This window comes from Streptomyces olivaceoviridis (assembly GCF_014650115.1).
Lineage (GTDB): Bacteria > Actinomycetota > Actinomycetes > Streptomycetales > Streptomycetaceae > Streptomyces > Streptomyces olivaceoviridis.
This window is the reverse complement of sequence record NZ_BMUI01000019.1, coordinates 43,462-62,549: the sequence shown is the minus strand read 5'-3', so window position 1 is coordinate 62,549 and position 19,088 is coordinate 43,462. Positions and strand designations below refer to the sequence as shown.

Here is a 19,088-nt window from a genome sequence, read left to right as displayed (position 1 = left end):
CGCGTGGTCCGGGACAGTCCGTGCGGGACGGTGCCAAGCGCTCCCGCCCGGGTCGGCCAAGAGGGACTAGTGGAGGGTGTCCGGGTGCGGACCGGTGCGCAGACCGCGGTCGAGGGCGGCGATCGCGGCCATCTCCTCGCCCGACAGGGTGAAGTCGAAGACGTCGAGGTTCTCGCGCATGCGGGCGGGCGTCACGGACTTGGGGACGACGATGTTGCCGAGCTGGAGGTGCCAGCGCAGGACGACCTGCGCGGGCGACTTGCCGTGCCGCGCGGCGATGGCGGTGATCGCCTCGTCACCGAGGACGGCGCCCTGCGCCAGCGGACTCCACGCCTCGGTGGCGATACCGAGGTCGGCGTGCAGGGCGCGCAGTTCGCTCTGCTGGAGGCCGGGGTGCAGCTCGATCTGGTTGACCACCGGCACCAGGTCGGCGCCGTCCAGCAGCCGCTTCAGGTGCGCCGGCTGGAAGTTGGAGACGCCCGCGGCCCTGATCCGTCCCTCGGCGGCCAGCTTCTCGATGGCCTTCCATGACTCCCGGTACAGGTCACGGGCCGGGGTCGGCCAGTGGATCAAGTAAAGGTCGACGTAGTCCAGTCCCAGCCTTTCCAGGCCGGCGTCGAAGGCCTTGAGCGTGGCGTCGTACCCCTGGTCGGCGTTCCACAGCTTGGTCGTGACGAACAGGTCGTCGCGGGGGATGCCGGAGCCGGCGAGGGCCTTGCCGACCCCGGACTCGTTGCCGTAGATCGCGGCGGTGTCGATGGAGCGGTAGCCGGCCTCCAGAGCGGCCGAGACGGCCGTGGCCGTCTCGGCGTCGGGGACCTGGAAGACGCCGAAGCCGAGCTGGGGGATCTCGACGCCGTTGTGGAGCGTGACGGTGGGGACGGGGGCGGTCATGCGCGGGAGTTCCTTGCGTGGTGACGGGTGGTGCCGGGCAGGGCCCCTCCGGTGCGGCGGAGTGCGCCCTGGCCTGCCGTGGTGCGGGCCCGGCCGATCCGTTCCGGCGGTCGGGCGCTGGGCCGGCACTGCCGGCCGGGATGTCCTCAGACGAGGGATGTCCTCAGGCGACAGTGCCGAGTGCCGTGGCGGCGAACCCGTGGTCCTGCTCGGGGGTGCCGCCGCCGACACCGATGGCACCGATGAGGCGGCCGTCGCGGTGGACGGGCAGGCCGCCGGCGATGAACAGCAGCGGCCGGTCGAGGGCGGTGGGCAGGGTGTGGAACGGGCCGCCCGGCTTGACCAGGTCGACGAGGTCGGCGGTCGGGGCGTTGAGCTGGAGCGCGGTGTACGCCTTGCGGGTGCTGGTCTCCCCGGAGATCAGCACGGCGCGGTCGTCGCGGCGGAAGGCGATGAGGTGACCGCCGGCGTCGAGGACGGTGACGCTGACGGTGACCCCGGCCGCCTCCGCGGCACGACGGGCGGCGGTGATCAGGGCCTCCGCGTCCTGGGTGGTCAGGGGGGCGACGGTGGCGGGGGTGCTCATGGTGTGGTGCTCGCTTCGTTCGGGGTGTCGGGTCTGGTCCGGCCGGGTGGGTGGGTGGGTGGGGGGTTGGTATGCGGGGGGCCAGTGGCCGGGGGCAGTGACCGAGTGGGTGGGGGGTCAGTGCCGGGTGGGGGGTCAGTGCCGGGTGGGCAAAGGGGTCAGTGGCCGATCGGGGCGCTGGTCCGCTGGGCCTGCGGGTGCGGGGAGCCGGCCGTGACGCTGTCGGAGGCCCGGCGTGTACGGCGGTCGAGGAACGCGGCGAGGAAGGACAGCAGCAGGGCTGAGCCGGAGAGCAGGGCACCGACCCAGTTCGGCGAGGTGTAGCCGAGGCCGGCCGCGATCACCACACCGCCGAGCCAGGCGGCCAGCGCGTTGCCGAGGTTGAAGGCGCCGATGTTGGCGGCCGAGGCCAGGGTCGGGGCGGCCGAGGCCTGGTCGAGGACCCACTTCTGCAACGGGGGCACCGTGGCGAAGCCGAGCGCGCCGATCAGGGTGAGCGTGATGGCGGCGAGGACCTTGTTGTGGGCGGTCGCGGTGAACAGCAGCAGTACCGCGGCCAGGGCCGCCAGGGTGGTGAAGAGCATCGGCATCAGGGCCCGGTCGGCGAACTTGCCGCCGAGCAGGTTGCCGAGGAACATGCCGACGCCGAACAGGACGAGCAGCCAGGTCACGGCGCCCTCTGTGTAGCCGGCCACCCGGGTCATCATCGGAGTGATGTAGGTGATGGCCGCGAAGACACCGCCGTAGCCGAGGACGGTCATCGCCATGGCGAGCCAGACCTGGACGTTCTTGAAGGCGGCGAATTCGGCACGGACGTTCCCGGCCCTGGGCTTGCCCTGCTCGGGGACGAGCTTGGCGACGCCGAGGAGTCCGATGACGCCGAGGGCGGCGACGAGGGTGAAGGTGAGGCGCCAGCCGGCGACCTGTCCGATGTAGGTGCCGCCGGGGACGCCGACGATGTTGGCGACGGTCAGGCCCATGAACATCAGGGAGATGGCGGAGGCCTTCTTCTCGGGGGCGACCAGGTCGGCGGCGACCACCGAGCCGATGCCGAAGAACGCGCCGTGCGCGAGGGAGGCGATGACCCGGCCGACGAGCATGAGGCCGAAGCTCGGGGCGGCGGCCGAGAGGGCGTTGCCCACGATGAACAGGCCCATGAGGAACATGAGCATCTTCTTGCGGGACACCCTGGTGCCGAGCACGGTGAGCAGCGGGGCACCGATGACGACGCCGAGCGCGTAGCCGGACACCAGCCAGCCGGCGGTGGGGATGCTGACACCGAAGTCGTCCGCGACCTGGGGCAGCACGCCCATGATCACGAATTCGGTGGTGCCGATCCCGAAGGCCCCGATGGCCAGGGCCAGGAGCGCGAGAGGCATGGGGAGAGACCTTCCGAGCGATTGCGTGGAACGCTTACGTGCGACCACAATAGTTGCAGACGCTTCATATACGCAAGCGCGGTGTGCCGGTGCTTGCAATAGACATTGTGCGCAAGTATGCTGGCCATCGACCGGCCCGCCGCCGAAGGAGGCTCCTGTGACCGCCACCACCCCAGCGCTCTCCGTCCTGGCTCAGGGCTGGTGCGCCCTCTCCCTGCTGCACGGCAAGATCGAGACACACCTCGAACGCGCCCTGGAAACGGGTCACGGCCTGAGCGCCCGCGAGTACGCGCTGCTCGACGTGCTCAGCCGGCAGCACGACGGAGACGGAGGGCACTTGCAGATGAAACAGGTCGCCGACGCCGTCGTCCTCAGCCAGAGCGCCACCACGCGTCTGGTCACCCGCCTGGAGGACCGCGGACTGCTGTCCCGCTACCTGTGCCCCACCGACCGCCGCGGGATCTACACCAACGTCACCGACGCCGGTACGGAGCTGCTTGAGGCGGCGCGCCCCACTCACGACACCGCCCTGCGGGCGGCGCTCGCCGAGGCAGCTCAGGACGCCAGGCTAGAACCGCTGGTCCGGGCGTTGCGGTCGTCGCCCACCCCGATCGCGGTCGCCGCCTGAAAGGAGCACGTCCGTCCATGAAAGCCATGGCACTGCGCCGGTACGGTCGTACCGAAGACCTCGAATGGACAGAGCTGCCGGACCCCAAAGTGGCACCCGGTGAAGTCCTCGTCCGTGTGAAGGCGGCCGGGGTCAACCCGGTCGACTGGAAGCTCGCCGAAGGACGGCTCGACGCCGTCATGGAGACCGGCTTCCCGCTGATTCCCGGCTGGGACGTGGCCGGCGTCGTCGAGCGGGTGGGGTTCGACGTCACCGAGTTCGCCCCCGGCGACGAGGTCTTCGGCTACATCCGCAAGGACTGGGCCCAGTTCGGCGCCTATGCGGAGTTGGTCTCCGCGCACGTGCGCCTGCTGGCTCCCAAGCCCGCCGCGCTCACCTGGGAGGAGGCGGCGGGCGTACCCCTCGCGGGGCTCACCGCCTACCAGGCCGTCCGGCGCACCGGCCTCCAGCCGGGCGAGACGGTGCTCGTCCACGGCGCGGCCGGGGGTGTCGGCTCGTTCGGAGTCCAGATCGCCACCGCCCTCGGGGCACGGGTCATCGCGACGGCGAGCGAGCGCAACCACGATTTCCTCCGCTCCCTGGGCGCCGTCCCCGTGGCCTACGGGGACGGCCTGCGCGACCGTGTCCGTGAGCTGGCCCCCCAAGGGGTGGACGCCGCTGTGGACTTCGCCGGGCACGACGCGGTGGACGTCTCGCTCGACCTGCTCGACGACCCCGGCCGGCTGGCCTCCGTCGTCGCCCCGGAAGCCGCCGCCAAGGGCGGGCACTACGTATGGGTGCGGCCGGACCGGGCCGATCTCACCGCCCTGGCCGCCCTGGCCGACGACGGCCGGCTGACCGTCCATCTCGACCGAGTGCTGCCCCTCCATGAGGCCGCGGAAGCGTGGCGCATCAGCCAGGGCGGTCACACCAGGGGAAAGCTCGTCCTGTCGGTCCCCGGGCGCTGAACGGCCCCGGCCCCTGTGCGAAGGAGCACGTCATGACAACACCCACCCCATCGGATCACCGTCGTCCGCAGGAGGTGTTCGCCGACCACGGTGCGCGGCTGGGGACGGGAGATCTCGACCGCGTCGCCGCCAACTACGCCGAGGACGCCGTGTTCATCACACCGTCCGGCACCCTGCACGGCCGCGAAGGGGTCAAAGAGGCGATCGGCAAGCTGCTGGCCGATCTCCCGGACGCCGACTGGGAACTGAAGCCGCAGTTCGCAGGCGATGTCCTGTTCCTCGAATGGTCCGCGGCCAGCCCGACAGGGCGCCGCGTGGAAGACGGTGTCGACACCTTCGTCTTCCACGACGGGCTCATCCAGGCCCAGACCGTCCGCTACACACTGATCACCGATCACTGATCACTGACCGGCTCAAGGGTCCGGCACCGGACACCGGAGGGTGGAAAGTGCCGTTCCCGGCGAAGCGGACGCCCGCGGTCCGCGGCCTGGGTGCCCGGCGCCGGGCTTCGCACGGGCGAGGCCCGGCGCACGCCGGCGGGGACGGTTCACCTCCCCCGGCGCGGACAATTCGCCCCTGCGGCGCGGGAGGCAGGCTGCTCGGACGCGGTCCATGGGCCGGTCGAGGTGGTGCGGCCGGTGCCGGACACTCCGGGCACCCACGCAGGACCCGGCGGCGTCCGGCGGCACTGATCCGGCGCCGGGCGACCGGGGCGCATCCCGGCGGCCCCGTCCGGGCCGACACCGCCGCGACCTCCCCCGATTCCGCTCGCCGACGGCAGACGCAGTGCCTGGCGGCTGGTCGAGAGCGGCCTGGCCGGGTTCATGCACCTCGGCCTCGGAACTACTTCGCCACCGGACGCCGGGGCGAAGGGCAGCACCTCGCCGACGAGGACCCGGCCCTGCGACGCCCCGGCGACCCGCGCGCCTTCCGGGCACCGGCGAGCAACGGCACCCGGAACCGGCCGGCATGACGTGCCGTACCCGCGACGAAGGCGAGCGGACCGCCGGACGGGCCCGCGTGCCTAGGCGATCTCGTCGACGTGGTCCTCCACCCAGTTCCGTAGCTGGGCGAGCGGCTGGGCCACGCTGCATCCCAGGTCCGTGAGCGCGTATTCCACGTGCAGGGGCACCGCGGGGTAGATGGTCCGGTCCACGAACCCCTTCTCCTCCAGGCGGCGGAGCGTGGAGGTGAGCACCTTCGGGCTGACGCCCTCCAGACGCCGCTGTAGCGCCCCGAAGCGCTGCGGCCCCTCCTCCATCGCCCCGATCGCCAGCGCCGACCACTTGTTGGCCAGCAGGTCCAGCACCTCCCGGCAGGGGCACTGGGCCGCGTAGACGTCGTGGTGGTCGTGTCGTTCGGATGCGCATGTCGTCGCCAACGGTCGCGTCACTCCGCTCGTGGATCGGCTTCTACCAGCTTACTTTCCAAAGGGAAGTAGGTTCCGTTGAAGGTTACTACCTCCCCCGAGCTACGTTATCGCCGCAGCCAGCACCTACGGCACAACAGGAGCGCGAGATGAGTGAGATCCCCACCACCATGCCGGCGGTCGCCTACCGCAAGAGCCTTCCCGTCGACGACACGGAGAGCCTGGTCGACGTCACGCTGCCGGTGCCGCGGCCCGGCCCCCGCGACCTGCTCGTACGGGTCGAGGCCATCGCGGTCAACCCGGTGGACTACAAGGTGCGGCAGAACAACGATCCGGGCGGCGAGCCCAGGGTCCTCGGGTGGGACGCCGCGGGCGCGGTCGTCGCCGTCGGCGACGAGGTGGAGGCGTTCGAGGTCGGCGACGAGGTCTTCTACGCCGGAGCCATCGACCGGCCCGGTGCCAACGCCCTCTTCCACACCGTGGACGAGCGCATCGTCGGCCACAAGCCGGCCACCCTCTCCTTCGCCGAGGCGGCGGCCCTGCCGCTGACGTCGCTCACCGCGTGGGAGGGCCTCTTCGAGCACCTCGGCCTGCGCGAGGGCGCCCTGGAGAAGACCGGCACCCTGCTGGTCACCGCCGCCGCGGGCGGTGTCGGTGCCATGGTGGCCCAGCTGGCGCGCGCCCTGACCAGCCTGACGGTGATCGGTACCGCCTCCCGCCCGGAGACCGCCGAGTTCGCCCGCCGCATGGGGGTGTCCCATGTCGTCGACCACCGCAGGCCCCTGCCCCCGCAGGTGGCCGAGGTGGCACCGGGCGGGATGGACTTCGTCTTCAGCACCGCCGGTACGGACCGGAACCTGACCGCCTACGCGGACATCCTCAAGCCGCTCGGACGGCTCGTCGCCATCGACGACTTCGGCCCGGTCGAGATCGGCGTGCTCAAGTCCAAGAGCATTTCGTTCCACTGGGAGTTCATGTTCACCCGCTCGCTCCACCAGACGCCCGACCAGGCGGTGCAGCGGCACATCCTCGACCAGATCGCCCGCCTGGTCGACACGGGAATCCTCACCACCACCGCCACCACCGACCTCGGCACGATCAACGCCGAGCACCTGCGCGAGGCTCACCGCGTCCTGGAATCGGGCAAGGCCATCGGCAAGATCACGATGACCGGCTTCTGAGCACGGCCGCGCACGGCCGGCCCGCCGGGACGGTGCCCGGCGGGCCGGCCGTGCGGCGCGGCGACGGAGCGGCGGCGGAGCGGGCGCCTGGCGGTGGCCGACCGGCGCGCGGAGGCCGCCGGGAACTGGAGAGGGGAGGCCGCCGGGAGCTGGTGCGCGGACGCCGCCAGGTGCCCCGAAGCGGACCCCACTAAGTATCCACAAACGGCGGCCATGCTGGTCGGGCCGGCAGCGAGAGGCCCGACGACCGGGTCGACCGCGCGGCCGGCGGACCGCCTCGGACGAGCCCGTGACCCGTCGGCGCCCCTCTTCCGGTCCCCGCCACGGTCACGGTTCGCCAAGGAGATCCGATGGCCTCGGTGACGTGACGACTCCGGGCTGCTCCGCCGACGCGACCACGGCGTCGTCATCGCCGGTGGGACGCCGGCCGTGCACGCGCCGTCGCGGGTTCCTCGCCGGCGCGGTGATGCCACCCGCACAGACAACGCGGCACCTCCAGGGTGCCGGGGGCCGCCCCGACCGCGGGCGGCCCTGACGAGAAAGGCAGCGAGACATGGACACCATCTCAGCGGAGTCATCCGGGTCGTTCGCCCTCGGCGGTGAGCTCGTGGTCAACCGACTCGCTTACGGGACCATGCAGTTGACGGGTCCGGGAGTGTGGGGTCCCTTCCCCGACCGGGACAGGGGTGTGCGTGTCCTGCGCCGCGCCGTGGAACTGGGCGTGACCCTGATCGACACCGCCGACTCCTACGGACCCGGGACGACCGAACAGCTCCTGCGCGAGGCACTGCACCCGTACCCGGAGAACCTGGTCATCGCCACCAAGGCCGGGCTGGCCCGTCCCGGTCCCGGGGAGTGGCGGCCGAACGGCCGGCCCGAGTACCTGCGCCGGCAGGCGGAGTCCAGCCTCCACAGGCTGGGTCTGGAGCGCATTCCGCTCTTCCAGCTGCACCGCATCGACCCCTCGGTACCCTTCGAGGACCAGATCGGTGTCCTCAAGGAGCTGCGCGACGAGGGCAAGATCGCCCACGTCGGGCTCTCCGAGGTCGGCGTCGAGGAGCTGGAGCGGGCCCGCGCCATCGTGCCCATCGCCTCCGTGCAGAACCTGTACAACATCGCCCAGCGCGACTCCGAGGACGTCCTGCGGTACGCCGAGGCGAACGACATCGCGTTCCTGCCCTGGTTCCCGCTGGCCACCGGGCAGCTGGCCCGGCCGGGCGGTCCGCTCGCCCGCATCGCGGCCCGCCTGGCCTCCTCACCCTCCCAGGTGGCGCTGGCCTGGCTGCTGCACCGCTCGCCGGTCGTCCTGCCGATCCCCGGCACGTCGTCGGTCGAGCACCTGGAGGAGAACGTGGCGGCTGCCGCGCTGAAGCTGACGCAGGCCGACTACGAGGCCCTGGGCAACCCGTTCGCCCGGGGCTGAGAACCCCACACCCGGAGCCGGCGCCCGCGGAACCGCCCCGCGCGGCTGCGCCTTGCGAACCGGCCGACCGGCCCGGTTCCTAACAAGGGGTCACCGGCGAACGACCGTGACGCCCCTCCCAGGGTCGGGAGGCACGCGGCCCCCCTCCCCCCGAAGCACTCACTCTCGCACTCCCCCAAAGCACTCACTCTCACAGGAGCTTCCATGTCCGAATCGTCCTCCGCCCACCCGTCCGTCGCCGTCGCCTACCACTCCGGCTACGGACACACGGCCGTGCTCGCCGAAGCGGTCCGCCGCGGGGCCGCGCAGGCCGGCGCCGACGTCGTCTTCGTGGACGTGACCGCCGTGACCGACGAACAGTGGCAGGGGCTGGACCACGCCGACGCGATCGTCTTCGGATCGCCCACCTACATGGGCGGCGCCTCGGCCGGTTTCCACGCCTTCGCCGAAGCGACCAGTGGCCGCTGGGCCGAGGGGCGGTGGGCGGACAAGCTGGCGGCGGGATTCACCAACTCGGCCTCCAAGAGCGGCGACAAGAACAACACCCTCGCGTTCTTCGCCGCCTTCGCCGCCCAGCACCGGATGCTCTGGGTCAGCCTGGGCCTGGCTCCGGGCTGGAACTCCACCAGCGCCTCCGAGCACGACCTGAACCGCCTCGGCTTCTGGAGCGGAGCGGGCGCGCAGACGCCGATGGACGGCGGGACGGACACCGTCCACGGCGCGGACATCGCCACGGCCGAACACCTGGGCGCGCGCGTGGCCCGGCAGGCGGCTGTGATCAGCGCCGGACGCCGGGCGCTCGCCGCCGCGGTCTGAGCGCCGGTGTGACCTCGCGGGTCGGCACCCGTCCGACCCGTCCGGAACAAGCGGCCCGAGGAGACGCCGTGAAGCTGTCTTCAGTCCCTTCCTCACACCAGACCCCGGCGTCCTCCTCGGACCCGGCTTCGCCCTCCGGCCGCGGTCGGCCGCTGGCCACCGCCGGCGTGGTGATCGCCTCGATCGCCGTCGCCTTCGGGGCCGGCGCCGGCAGCCCGCTCTTCCTGCTCTACCAGCGCGAGTGGGGCTTCCCCGCCTGGCAGCTCACCACGGCGTTCACCGTGTACGCGGTGACGCTGCTGGCCACCCTGCTCGTGGCCGGTTCCGTATCGGACCACATCGGCCGCAGGCCGGTGCTGGTCAGCGCCATGCTCCTGTTGCTGGTCACCAGCGCGCTGTTCCTGGCCGCCGACGGCATCGGCTGGATCATCGCCGCGCGGGCCGTGCAGGGCATGGCCACGGGGGCGGCCACCAGTACGTTCACGGCGGCGATCATCGAGCTCGCCGCTCCGCGGCACCGGCCGGTCATGACGGTGCTGACCAGCGCCGCCCCGGTGGGCGGACTGGCCCTCGGAGCCCTCTTCGCGGGCCTGGCCGTCCAGTCCAGCACCCACCCGACGGCCGTCGTGTTCCTCGGCCTGACGGTGGTTCTCGTCTACGGCATCGCCTCCGTGCTGGCCGCCCCGGAGACGGCGGACCGGCACCCCGGTGTGCTGGCCTCGCTGCGCCCGAGGCTGAGCGTCGTCCGGACGGCCCGCGGATGGTTCTGGTCCCTGGCCCCCCTGGTCGCCGCCGGCTGGATGTTCTCCGGCCTCTTCCTCGGCCTGGCGCCGTCCTTCGACGCGTCGGTCTTCGGCATCCGCAACGCGGCGGTGAACGGTGCGATCGTCGCCGTCCAGCCGATGGCGGCGGCGGTGGCCGGCATCGGCTTCGGCCGGCTGTCCGCCGGGCGGGCCACTCGCACCGGCGCGCTCCTGGTGTTGGCCGGTGCCGTCCTCACGGTCACCGGCGTCGTGACAGCCAGGCTGCCGCTCGTCGTCGTCGGCGCGCTGCTGGGCGGCTCCGGGCAGGGTGCGGCGTTCGGCTCCTCCCTGCGCATACTGGGCCCGCTCGCGGACAACGCGAGCCGGGGCGGCCTCTTCGCCGCGGTCTACCTCGTCGCCTACACGGCGTACGGCGCGCCGGTCCTCGTAGCGGGCATCGCCGGCGACTTCGTCCCGCTGACCGCCACCGTCGCCGTCTACGGCCTGGTCGTGGCCCTCCTCGCCGCGAGCGCGGTCCTCTCGCTGGCCCTGCGGTCACGCCGTGACGACCGCGCGCGGCTCGTCCAGGGGGTCTGACAGGCCCCGGGCACGTGTGCGGAACCGGTGACCGAGCCTGAGCACCCCGGCAACGCTTTCCCCGCCAGGGGACACAACGGCGCGCACGTGGCGGACACGTGCGCGCGAGCGTGTCCGCCACGCGCGCGGGCGGCGGGCGTGCCGAAGGGCCGCCGGGAAGGGCCCCGACCCGCCACCGGACCCACGGTCGAGGGAACGCGCGACCGTGGGTCCGGTGCACGGCTGACCGGCTCACCGGCCGGCGTGGCCGTCTTCCCGTTCGACCTGCCGGAGGGCGCCACCCGACGCGCCGCGCCGAAGACCGCCGACGGCTCACCAAGCACCGTGACGTGCCGGGCGCGCCGGATGCCCCGTCCCCTGGCTCCCGTTCACCGACCGGGCCGGCCGGATGGGGCGTGCCGAAGGGCGGACCCGGGCCACGGGATCCGCGTCGTGGTGCCTCGGCGGCGGTCACGGGCTCGGCGGACACCCCACCGGCCGCGACGGGAAGCGTCGCGGCCGGTGGGGTGTCGGGGCTTCAGTCGACCTGGGAGGGACTTCAGTCGACGGAGAAGCGGGCGGTGACGACCGCCCGGGCCAGCGTGTGGCCCGAGAGGTTGAAGCCGAGGAAGGCCGGCGGAACGCCGTGGTCGAGGCCCAGGGTCTCCACGTCCACGGCGTGTACGGCGATGTAGTAGGTGTGTTCGCCGCTGCCGGCGGGCGGGGCGGCTCCCACGTACCGCTTCAGGCCGGCGTCGTTGGCGAGCTGCCAGGCCTTCTCCGGCAGTCCGGCACCCGACTCGTCGCCGGCCCCGGCGGGCAGCTCGCTGACCGTGGCCGGGATGTCGGCGACGGCCCAGTGCCAGAAACCGCTGCCGGTCGGGGCGGTGGGGTCGTGGACGGTGACGGCGAAACTCCGGGTCTCCTCGGGGAAGCCCGACCAGCTCAGCTGGGGCGAGGTGTCGGTGCCGCCGGCGCCGAAGACACCGCTCGCCTGAGGCAGCGCGAGCCTTCCGCCGTCGGTGAGGTCGGTGCTGGTGAGCGTGAAGGAAGGAACTTCCGCTATGAGGTCGTACGGGGTGGACATGGGATTCCTCTCGGTGTGCGCGGTGACCCGGAGTGCGGGCGCGTGCCGCCCCGTGCCTCGGTGCACGGGCACGCGCTCCGGCCCGGCCGACTGTCGTCGGACGCGTGGTCACGGTTGCCGCGACCGACGTCCATCGTCGTGAGCGGACCGGGAGCGGTGATCCGTCGATTGACTGACGCGGACGGAAAGGTGACGAGTGCGGCCCTCACAGGCGTTCGCGCGCGGAGGAGGTGACGGTCGCGGTGGGAGGGGGTCAGACCGCGATCGTCTTGTACTCGACGTACTGGGTCAGGCCGGCCGCGCCGAAATCCCTGCCGATGCCGCTGCTCTTGAACCCTCCGAAGGGGGCGTCGAAGGAGAACGGCGCGCCGTTGACGGAGAAGGTGCCGGTGCGGATGCGCCGGGCGACCTCCAGGGCGCGGTCCTCGTCGGCCGTCCACACGCCGCCGCCGAGGCCGTACGGGGAGTCGTTGGCAATGCGGACCGCGTGGTCGTCGTCGAACGGGATGACCACGAGCACCGGGCCGAAGATCTCCTCCTGTGCGATGCGCATGGAGTTGTCGACGTCGGCGAAGAGGGTGGGGGTGACGTAGGAGCCGTCCTCCAGACCGGCGAGGACCTCGGGGCCGCCGGTGACGAGCCGGGCGCCCTCGCGGATTCCCGTCTCGATGTACGACCGCACCCGCTCCTGCTGGTCCGCCCTGCCCATCGGCCCGATGAAGGTGGCGGGGTCGGAGGGATCGCCGGCGGTCAGCGACTCGACGAGGTCCTTCAGCCTGGCCACGGCCTCGTCGTAGCGGCTGCGGTGCACGAGGATCCGCGTGTGCGCGACGCAGGCTTCGGCGTTGTTGGCGAAGGAGAGGAACTTCAGGCCCTCCGCCATGGCGTCGAGGTCGGCGTCCTCCAGCACGATGGCGGCGGACTTGCCGCCGAGCTCCAGGCTCACCCGCTTGAGCTGCCGGCCTGCCATGGCCGCGATGGTGCGTCCGGCGCCCGTCGAACCGGTGAACGCGATCTTGTCGATGCCGGGGTGGGAGATGAGGTACTCGCTGGTGGCGCGGTCGGCCGGCAGGATGCTGACCACGCCCTCCGGCACGCCCGCGGCGGTGAGGATCTCCCCCAGCAGCAGCGTGACGAGGGCGTTCTCGGGCGATGCCTTGAGCACGACGGTGCAGCCCGCCAGGAGAGCGGGGACGATCTTGACGAGCGCGGACTGGTGCGGGGCGTTCCAGGGGATGACGGCCGCTACGACACCGACCGGTTCGCGGCGTACCAGGATGCGGCCCGGGGCGCCGTCGGTCCGCGGCAGTTCCTCCTCCCACGGCAGGACGGCCGCGGCACGCAGGAAGGCGTCGGTCTGCTGGGGCAGGGCGGCGGCGGTCCAGCCGGTGAACCAGCGCGCGCTGCCGTTCTCGGCGGTGGTGAGGTCCGCGATCTCCTCGGTGCGCTTGGCGTAGAGGTCGTTGAAGCGGGCGATGACGTCCTGGCGTTCGGCCGGGGACAGGCGCGGCCGGGGACCTTCGTCGAAGGCCTCGCGGGCGGCGTCGACGGCGAGGTCCACATCGGGCTTCGTGGCCTCGGCGGCCGGCCCGACCAGGGACCGGTCGTGCGGGGAGCGGACCTCCAGCAGGTCCTTCTTGGCGGGCTCGGTCCAGCGTCCGCCGATGTACAGCTCCTGCCCGCGTCCTCGCTGATGGCTCGGGTCAGTCCCCGACCCGAGCATGTACATGCCGCCATGGCTGAAAAGAGCCGTATAGTACGGTTGATCGACTTGCAGCGAGCGCATGTCGCAACACATCGGTACGGGTGGCTACGTGATAGGGCGGGAAACCGAGTTCGAGCAGCTGACCGCCCTCATCGATGCCGCGCGGCAGGGACACGGTGCCTCGGCGCTCGTGCACGGGGAAGCGGGTATCGGGAAGAGCAGGCTGGCATCCGCGGTCGTCGAGGCCGCGTCCTCGGCAGGCTTCACGGTTCTTTCCTGCCACGGCATCCGTGGCGCCGGCGCGGCCGGTTTCGAGGGGCTGCACGAACTGCTGCTGCCTCTGCTCGACCGTATCGACGCTCTGCCGCCGCGCCAGCGCATGGCCCTCAAGGTCGCGTTCGGGGCGGAGGGGGAACCGGCGGACCGGTTCATCACCGGGCTCGCCGCCTTCGGGCTGCTGGAGGAAGCCGCGGCACGAGGCCCCCTCGTGCTGCTGATCGAGGACCTGCACTGGCTCGACCGGTCGACGGCCGACGTCGTCACCTTCCTCGCGGCCCGCATGAGCGTCATGCCGGCGCTGCTCCTGGCCACCAGCCGGACCGACCGCGTCTACCCCGACCGCAAACTGCACTTCAAGCACCACGTGTATGTGACCCCGCTCGGGCAGGAGGACGCGCTGAGGCTGGTCGCCCTGCACGCGCCCGCACTGACGCTGCCGCAACGCCGCCGTCTGGTCGAGCGCGCGCTGGGCAACCCGCTCGCCCTGACCGAGTGGTCGGCCAACCCGTCCTGGGCCGAAGGGTCGCCTTCCGCCGACGGGGGCCGGGTTCCGATGGGCAGGCGCCTGGAGGACTCGTTCCTGGCCGAGGTCGCCCTGTTGCCGCCGGCGACGCAGCACGCTCTCCTCGTCGCCGCCGCGGCAGAGGACGCGAGCGGCTACGAAGTGCTCGCGGCGGCCCGCAACCTGGGCCTGGAGCAAGGCGACTTCGCGCCGGCCGAGAAGTTCGGACTGCTCACCCTCGCCCGTGGCACGTACAAGTTCCGCCACCCGTTGGTGGGTTCGGCCGTGTACGACAACGCCGACTTCGGCGCACGGGCGCGCGTGCACACCGAACTGGCAACGGTCGTCGTCGATGCCGCACGCGCCGTCCAGCACCGGGCCGCGGCGGTCGCCGGATGGGACGAGGACGTCGCCGCCGAACTCGAAGCACTCGCCGTGACGGCCGGCCGGCGGGGTGCGCGGACCGAAGCCGCCGCCGCCTGGCGACGCGCGGCCACGCTGACCCCGGTCGCGGCGGACCGGGCGCGACGCACGGTGATGGCAGCGGAAATGGCCCGGCAGGCGGGCTCGACCGGGGACGCCGTCGCGCTGCTCACCGAGGCGAAACCGATCGTCGACGACGAAGGGTCGACGGTGCAGTTCGCTCGTACCGAATGGATGCTCGCCGGCAGCAGCTCGACACGCCTGGGGCGGGGCGGCGACGAACTCGTCGCGATGTCGCGGAGACTGAGCGATCCGGGCGACCGGATCGAGGTCCTCACCTGGGCCGCGGTGCGCAGCTACCTCCGCCAGGACACCTCTTTCGACCTCGCGGCAGCCGTCGCGGACGAACTGCGGCGAGCCGACGCCGCCACCGAGCCACAGCAGGTGCTCCGGGACATCGGCCTGGCCCTGGTCAGCCCGGCGGACCGGATCAGCTCCGTCGAGAAGGCACTGTCGTTCATGCAGCGGGAGGCCCGCGAGGCGTACGCGACACTGCTGAACTGCCTCGCGTTCGCCGTCGAGGACACCCACGACCTCCCCCTCGCCGACCGCGTCTGGGGCGCCGGGGTCGACATGTTCCACCAGGCGGCACGGGCCGGCGACGTGGCGGTGGCCCTCTCCGGACGCAGCACCGTCCGCGTGACCGCCAACACGATCGCCGCCGGCCTCACCGACGCGGAACTCGCACTGCGCCTCAGCTACGACCTGGATCTGCCGGTGGTCGGGGCCCTGGCCACCGCGAACATCGCACGCGCACGTGCGTGGCGCGGCGACCACGAGCTGGCGACCGCCGCCCTGAACACCTGTGCCGAACTGTCCGGGCCCACCCCGGTCCCCAGGGTGGCGGCGGTGGCATCCTGGGCGTCCGCCCAGGTGGCGGCGAACGAGGGCCGCGCCGACGAGGCGGTCGCCCACTTGCTGGCATGCGTCGAGCACCCGCCCATCGGCGTGTGGGCGGGCGGCGACATCGCCGACACGGCCGTGCGAGCCGGCCGGCCGGAGCTGGTGGGGGGCTGGCTCGACATGGCTACGGCCGCCCTCGCGTCCAGCGACTCCGACCATCTCGCGATGCTCGTCGAACGGTCGCGGGCCCTGCTCGCGCAGGGGAGCGACGCGCGCGGTCACTTCGAGCGGGCGATAGAACGCGGTGAGGGAACCACCGCGTTCCTCGACCTGGCCAGGACCCGGTTGTTCTTCGGCGAGTGGCTGCGCCGGGAACGGCGCATCGTGGAGGCACGCAGCCACCTGTCCGCGGCGCTGCACGTCTTCGAGTCACACCACGCGGCACCACTCGTACGACGAACGGCACGGGAGCTGGGCGCCGCCGGCAGTGATGTGCAGCGAACACAGCCGGGCCCGGCCTTCGACGCCGGCACCGTGCTCACCGCGCAGGAACTGCACGTCGCCCGGCTGGCCGCCCAGGGGTACACGAACAGGCAGATCGCCGACCAGCTGTATCTCTCCCACCGCACTGTCGGAGCACATCTGTACAAGGTCTACGCGAAGTTGCAGATCAACCGGCGCTCGCAGCTCGCCGCCGCCCTCGCGTCCGACACGCTCGACTGACGCGGAGCACGGCCCACGACCGCCGGGGTCCAGGTACGGCCGGGGCACCGGCCGCCCTGCGGGTGCCGGCTCTACGCCAGGCGCGCGCCGCCGTCGACGTGCAGCACCGTTCCGGTGACGTACGGGTTGTCCATGGCGAAGAGCACCGCCTTGACGACGTCGTCCGCCGTTCCGACCCGCCGTACGGGGTTGTTGTCGGCGATCTGCCGGAGAAATCCCGGCTTGGTGTCACCGAGCCTGTCCCAGGCGCCGCTGTCGATGATGCCGGGGGACACGGCGTTCACGCGCAGCGGGGCGATCTCGACGGCCAGGGCCTGGACGAGGAAGGCCAGGGCGCCGTTGGTGGTCGCCATGACCGTGCGCTCGGACGCCGGGCGCCAGGCGGCCACCCCGGAGAAGAAGGTGAAGGAACCGCCCTCGCGTGCCTGGCCGGCCAGGTGCTTGGCGAGGAACAGCGGACCGGTCACCTTCGCCGCGAAGGCCCGTCGGACGTCGACCGGGTCGAGTTCGGCCAGCGGCCCGTTGGCGGGAACCGCCGCCGTCGACACCAGGTGGTCGAAGGGACCGGCCTCGTCCGCCAACCGCGCGGCGGACGCGTCGTCGGTGATGTCGAACTCCACGGTCCGCCACGGGCCGGTCAGTTCAGCGGCCGTGTCCTTCAGCTTGCCGAGGTCCGGTCCGGCGAGAACCAGTTCGGCGCCCTCGGCCGAGGCCGTGCGTGCGAGGTGCCGGCCGATCGCGGAGCCGGCTCCGATCACGACGATGCGCTGTCCGGAACGTTCCTGCGTGGTCATGTGAATCTCCTTGGGTGAGGCGCCGTGGCGGGGCCGACGGGGCACGGCCGTCACTCTTCTCCTCCGCACACCAATGAGGCCAATGACTGTTTTCGTCGCTCCCCATAAGTTGCATTCATGACGTTCCGTTCATGACGTCCCCTTCATGACCCACGGGCAGCCCACCGTCCGCGCTACCGGCTTCCCCCCTTGCGCAGGCGTCTGGCGACGTGCGCGGGCATCAGCGGGGCGTGTTCCCCGAGGGTCTCCAGGAAGGACGAGGTGACCGGGTCCGGGCTGGTGCGGGTGTATCCGGTCAGCTGCCGGCGCAGGGGCGGGTCGGGACGCAGGAACGCGCCGGCGAAATGCGGCGGGATGCTGTTGGCGGGTACGAGTGTGGGCCCGAGCCCGGCCGCCGCGTACCCGATGGCCGACGCGGCCTGTTCCGTACGCACCGCGACCCGGGGCCGGAAACCGGCGGCGCCACAGGCCCGTTCGAGGATGTCGGACAGGCCGCTGTCGGGGGTGAAGTGCACCCACTCCCGCTCGGCGAGGTCGGACAGCCGGACGTCCGGCGCGCGGTCGGAGAGCGCCACCGGGTCGTCGGACCCGGTGACGACCAGGAACTCCTCGGCGCCGATGTGCCGGGCGGTGCCCTCCCAGTCCTCCGGCAGCGGTCCCACGGCGACGTCGGCCTGGCCCGCGGCCATGGCCTGCGCCAGCTCGTCGCTCCGCCGGTGTTCGAACAACCGGATGCGCACGCCCGGGTGCTTGCGGCGCCACAGCCCCAGGACGGTGGGCAGCACGCCCGAGCTGACCGAGTAGAGCGTGGCCAGGTGCAGTTCCCCGGTGGAGACGCCGGCGGCGCGGCGGGCGGAGACGGTGGCCCGGCCGGCCTCGGCCAGCGCGGCCCGGGCGTGGGGCAGCATCGACCGGCCGGCCGGGGTGAGCCGCACGCCGCGCGGCAGCCGTTCCAGCAACGGCCCGCCGACCTCCCGTTCCAGTGCCTGGAACTGGTGGGAGAGTCCGGGCTGGGTGACGTTGAGGCTTTCCGCGGCGCGGGTGAACGATCCCTCGTCCACGATGGCCACCAGGTACTCCAGTTGTCGCAATGTCGCCATGCCCTCAGCTTATAGAAAGAATTCCAAAGAGTTCTTGGACTTATGGGCCGGTGCCGGAGCACGATGGCGTGCGCCGGGGACCGGGCGGCCCGAAGGGATCGGAAGACTCCGGACGCCCGGTCATCCATGGCGGAGTTTCCGCAGCTCAGGCCCCCATGTCCAAGGAGTCGTCATGTCCACCTGCCGCTCGGAGCCGACCATCACCGTGGGCAACGTCGCCCTGTCGTTCCACCGTGCCGCCGCCGCGGTCACGCGCCGCGTCCTGGAGGCCCACGGGCACCGGGTGGACAGCGTGGAGGCACCGCACGAGCAGTTGTTCCGGCTCCAGGAGGAGGGCGGCATCGACGTCCTGCTCTCCGCGTGGCTGCCCTCCAGCCATGACACGTATCTCTCCCGCTACCGGGACCGGGTCCGGGTCCTGACGCCGCACTACCGGCCGTACTGCGTGTGGGCGGTACCGCCCTACGTCCCCGAGGACGCGGTGCGGGAGGTCGCCGACCTGACGCGGCGGGAGGTGGCCGGGCGGATGACGAAGGCCGTCGACGGCATCAACCCGGGCGCCGGCATCAGCCGCTTCTCCGCCCGGATGGTGCACGCGTACGGCCTGGACGAGCTCGGCTACACCTTCACCCCGGGCACCGAGTCGGGGTTCCTCTCCCGGGTGGAGCGCGGCATCGCCGCACGGGAGTGGTTCGTCGTCCCGCTGTGGCGCCCGCAGTACCTCAACCGCCTGTACGGCCTGCGCCCCCTTCAGGAGCCCAAGGGACTGCTGGGCACCGTGGACGACGCCAGTCCGGTCGTCCGGCTCGACGCGCTGGACCACCTGCGCCCCGACGCGGTCGCCCGGCTGGACAGCCTGCACCTGGGCAATGACGGTGTCGAGGAGATCGACGCCCTGATCAACGTGGACGGCCTCACACCGTTGCGGGCCGCCGACCGCTACCTCGCGCGGCACGGCCACACCCTGACGGTGTGACCCGCCCGGCGACGACGCGGCGGCACGCCCGTACACGACGACCTACCCGTTCGA

General features: G+C 72.2%; 17 protein-coding genes. 9 read left to right on the top strand and 8 right to left on the bottom strand.

Annotation, left to right across the window (positions count from 1 at the left end):
• Positions 1–66: 66 nt before the first annotated feature.
• The 3 genes from IE273_RS29825 to IE273_RS29815 all read right to left on the bottom strand — a co-directional run bounded on the left by IE273_RS29825 (position 67) and on the right by IE273_RS29815 (position 2,859).
• Positions 67–894 (bottom strand): aldo/keto reductase, encoded by an 828-nt coding sequence (locus tag IE273_RS29825; RefSeq protein WP_189818276.1) that lies wholly within the window; start codon positions 892–894, stop codon positions 67–69.
• A 163-nt stretch (positions 895–1,057) separates the two neighbouring features.
• Positions 1,058–1,480, bottom strand: a complete 423-nt coding sequence (locus IE273_RS29820) for a GlcG/HbpS family heme-binding protein (RefSeq protein WP_189818275.1) — start codon at positions 1,478–1,480, stop codon at positions 1,058–1,060.
• 158 nt (positions 1,481–1,638) lie between these two features.
• Complete coding sequence (locus IE273_RS29815) at positions 1,639–2,859, bottom strand: MFS transporter (RefSeq protein WP_189818274.1); 1,221 nt, start codon at positions 2,857–2,859, stop codon at positions 1,639–1,641.
• Positions 2,860–3,016: 157 nt separating this feature from the next.
• On the opposite strand from IE273_RS29815, the gene IE273_RS29810 reads away from it, so the two are divergent.
• The 3 genes from IE273_RS29810 (at position 3,017) to IE273_RS29800 (ending at position 4,835) form a co-directional block, all read left to right on the top strand.
• On the top strand, positions 3,017–3,487 hold the full coding sequence (locus tag IE273_RS29810; RefSeq protein WP_189818273.1) for a MarR family winged helix-turn-helix transcriptional regulator: 471 nt from the start codon (positions 3,017–3,019) through the stop codon (positions 3,485–3,487).
• Positions 3,488–3,504: 17 nt separating this feature from the next.
• Positions 3,505–4,434, top strand: coding sequence for an NADP-dependent oxidoreductase (locus IE273_RS29805; RefSeq protein WP_189818272.1), 930 nt, complete (start codon positions 3,505–3,507; stop codon positions 4,432–4,434).
• Positions 4,435–4,508: 74 nt separating this feature from the next.
• Entirely contained in the window at positions 4,509–4,835 is a 327-nt protein-coding gene (locus tag IE273_RS29800) for a nuclear transport factor 2 family protein (RefSeq protein WP_229887676.1), read from the top strand.
• 623 nt (positions 4,836–5,458) lie between these two features.
• Here the strand turns inward: IE273_RS29800 and IE273_RS29795 are convergent.
• On the bottom strand, positions 5,459–5,815 hold the full coding sequence (locus tag IE273_RS29795; RefSeq protein ID WP_189818270.1) for a winged helix-turn-helix transcriptional regulator: 357 nt from the start codon (positions 5,813–5,815) through the stop codon (positions 5,459–5,461).
• Between the two features lie 137 nt (positions 5,816–5,952).
• Between IE273_RS29795 and IE273_RS29790 the strand changes: the two genes are divergently transcribed.
• The 4 genes from IE273_RS29790 to IE273_RS29775 all read left to right on the top strand — a co-directional run bounded on the left by IE273_RS29790 (position 5,953) and on the right by IE273_RS29775 (position 10,563).
• Positions 5,953–6,984 (top strand): zinc-binding alcohol dehydrogenase family protein, encoded by a 1,032-nt coding sequence (locus IE273_RS29790; protein WP_189818269.1) that lies wholly within the window; start codon positions 5,953–5,955, stop codon positions 6,982–6,984.
• Between the two features lie 553 nt (positions 6,985–7,537).
• A complete protein-coding gene (locus tag IE273_RS29785) occupies positions 7,538–8,407 on the top strand; it encodes an aldo/keto reductase (protein WP_189818268.1) in 870 nt (289 codons plus the stop codon).
• A gap of 204 nt (positions 8,408–8,611) precedes the next feature.
• Positions 8,612–9,223: a flavodoxin family protein gene (locus tag IE273_RS29780; protein WP_189818267.1), complete on the top strand. Its 612-nt coding sequence runs from the start codon at positions 8,612–8,614 to the stop codon at positions 9,221–9,223.
• Between the two features lie 68 nt (positions 9,224–9,291).
• A complete protein-coding gene (locus IE273_RS29775; protein ID WP_229887674.1) occupies positions 9,292–10,563 on the top strand; it encodes an MFS transporter in 1,272 nt (423 codons plus the stop codon).
• A 538-nt stretch (positions 10,564–11,101) separates the two neighbouring features.
• Here the strand turns inward: IE273_RS29775 and IE273_RS29770 are convergent.
• Both IE273_RS29770 and IE273_RS29765 read right to left on the bottom strand, forming a co-directional pair.
• Complete coding sequence (locus IE273_RS29770; protein WP_189818266.1) at positions 11,102–11,629, bottom strand: YbhB/YbcL family Raf kinase inhibitor-like protein; 528 nt, start codon at positions 11,627–11,629, stop codon at positions 11,102–11,104.
• A gap of 253 nt (positions 11,630–11,882) precedes the next feature.
• Complete coding sequence (locus tag IE273_RS29765) at positions 11,883–13,358, bottom strand: aldehyde dehydrogenase (RefSeq protein WP_229887672.1); 1,476 nt, start codon at positions 13,356–13,358, stop codon at positions 11,883–11,885.
• A gap of 55 nt (positions 13,359–13,413) precedes the next feature.
• On the opposite strand from IE273_RS29765, the gene IE273_RS29760 reads away from it, so the two are divergent.
• Positions 13,414–16,164, top strand: a complete 2,751-nt coding sequence (locus IE273_RS29760) for an AAA family ATPase (protein ID WP_189818265.1) — start codon at positions 13,414–13,416, stop codon at positions 16,162–16,164.
• Between the two features lie 71 nt (positions 16,165–16,235).
• Here IE273_RS29760 and IE273_RS29755 read toward each other — a convergent pair whose 3' ends face one another.
• Entirely contained in the window at positions 16,236–16,958 is a 723-nt protein-coding gene (locus IE273_RS29755) for an SDR family oxidoreductase (RefSeq protein WP_189818264.1), read from the bottom strand.
• Positions 16,959–17,131: 173 nt separating this feature from the next.
• A complete protein-coding gene (locus IE273_RS29750; protein WP_014669470.1) occupies positions 17,132–18,058 on the bottom strand; it encodes a LysR family transcriptional regulator in 927 nt (308 codons plus the stop codon).
• A 172-nt stretch (positions 18,059–18,230) separates the two neighbouring features.
• Here IE273_RS29750 and IE273_RS29745 point away from each other — a divergent pair, with 172 nt between their 5' ends.
• Positions 18,231–19,034: a glycine betaine ABC transporter substrate-binding protein gene (locus tag IE273_RS29745; RefSeq protein ID WP_189818263.1), complete on the top strand. Its 804-nt coding sequence runs from the start codon at positions 18,231–18,233 to the stop codon at positions 19,032–19,034.
• Positions 19,035–19,088: the final 54 nt, after the last annotated feature.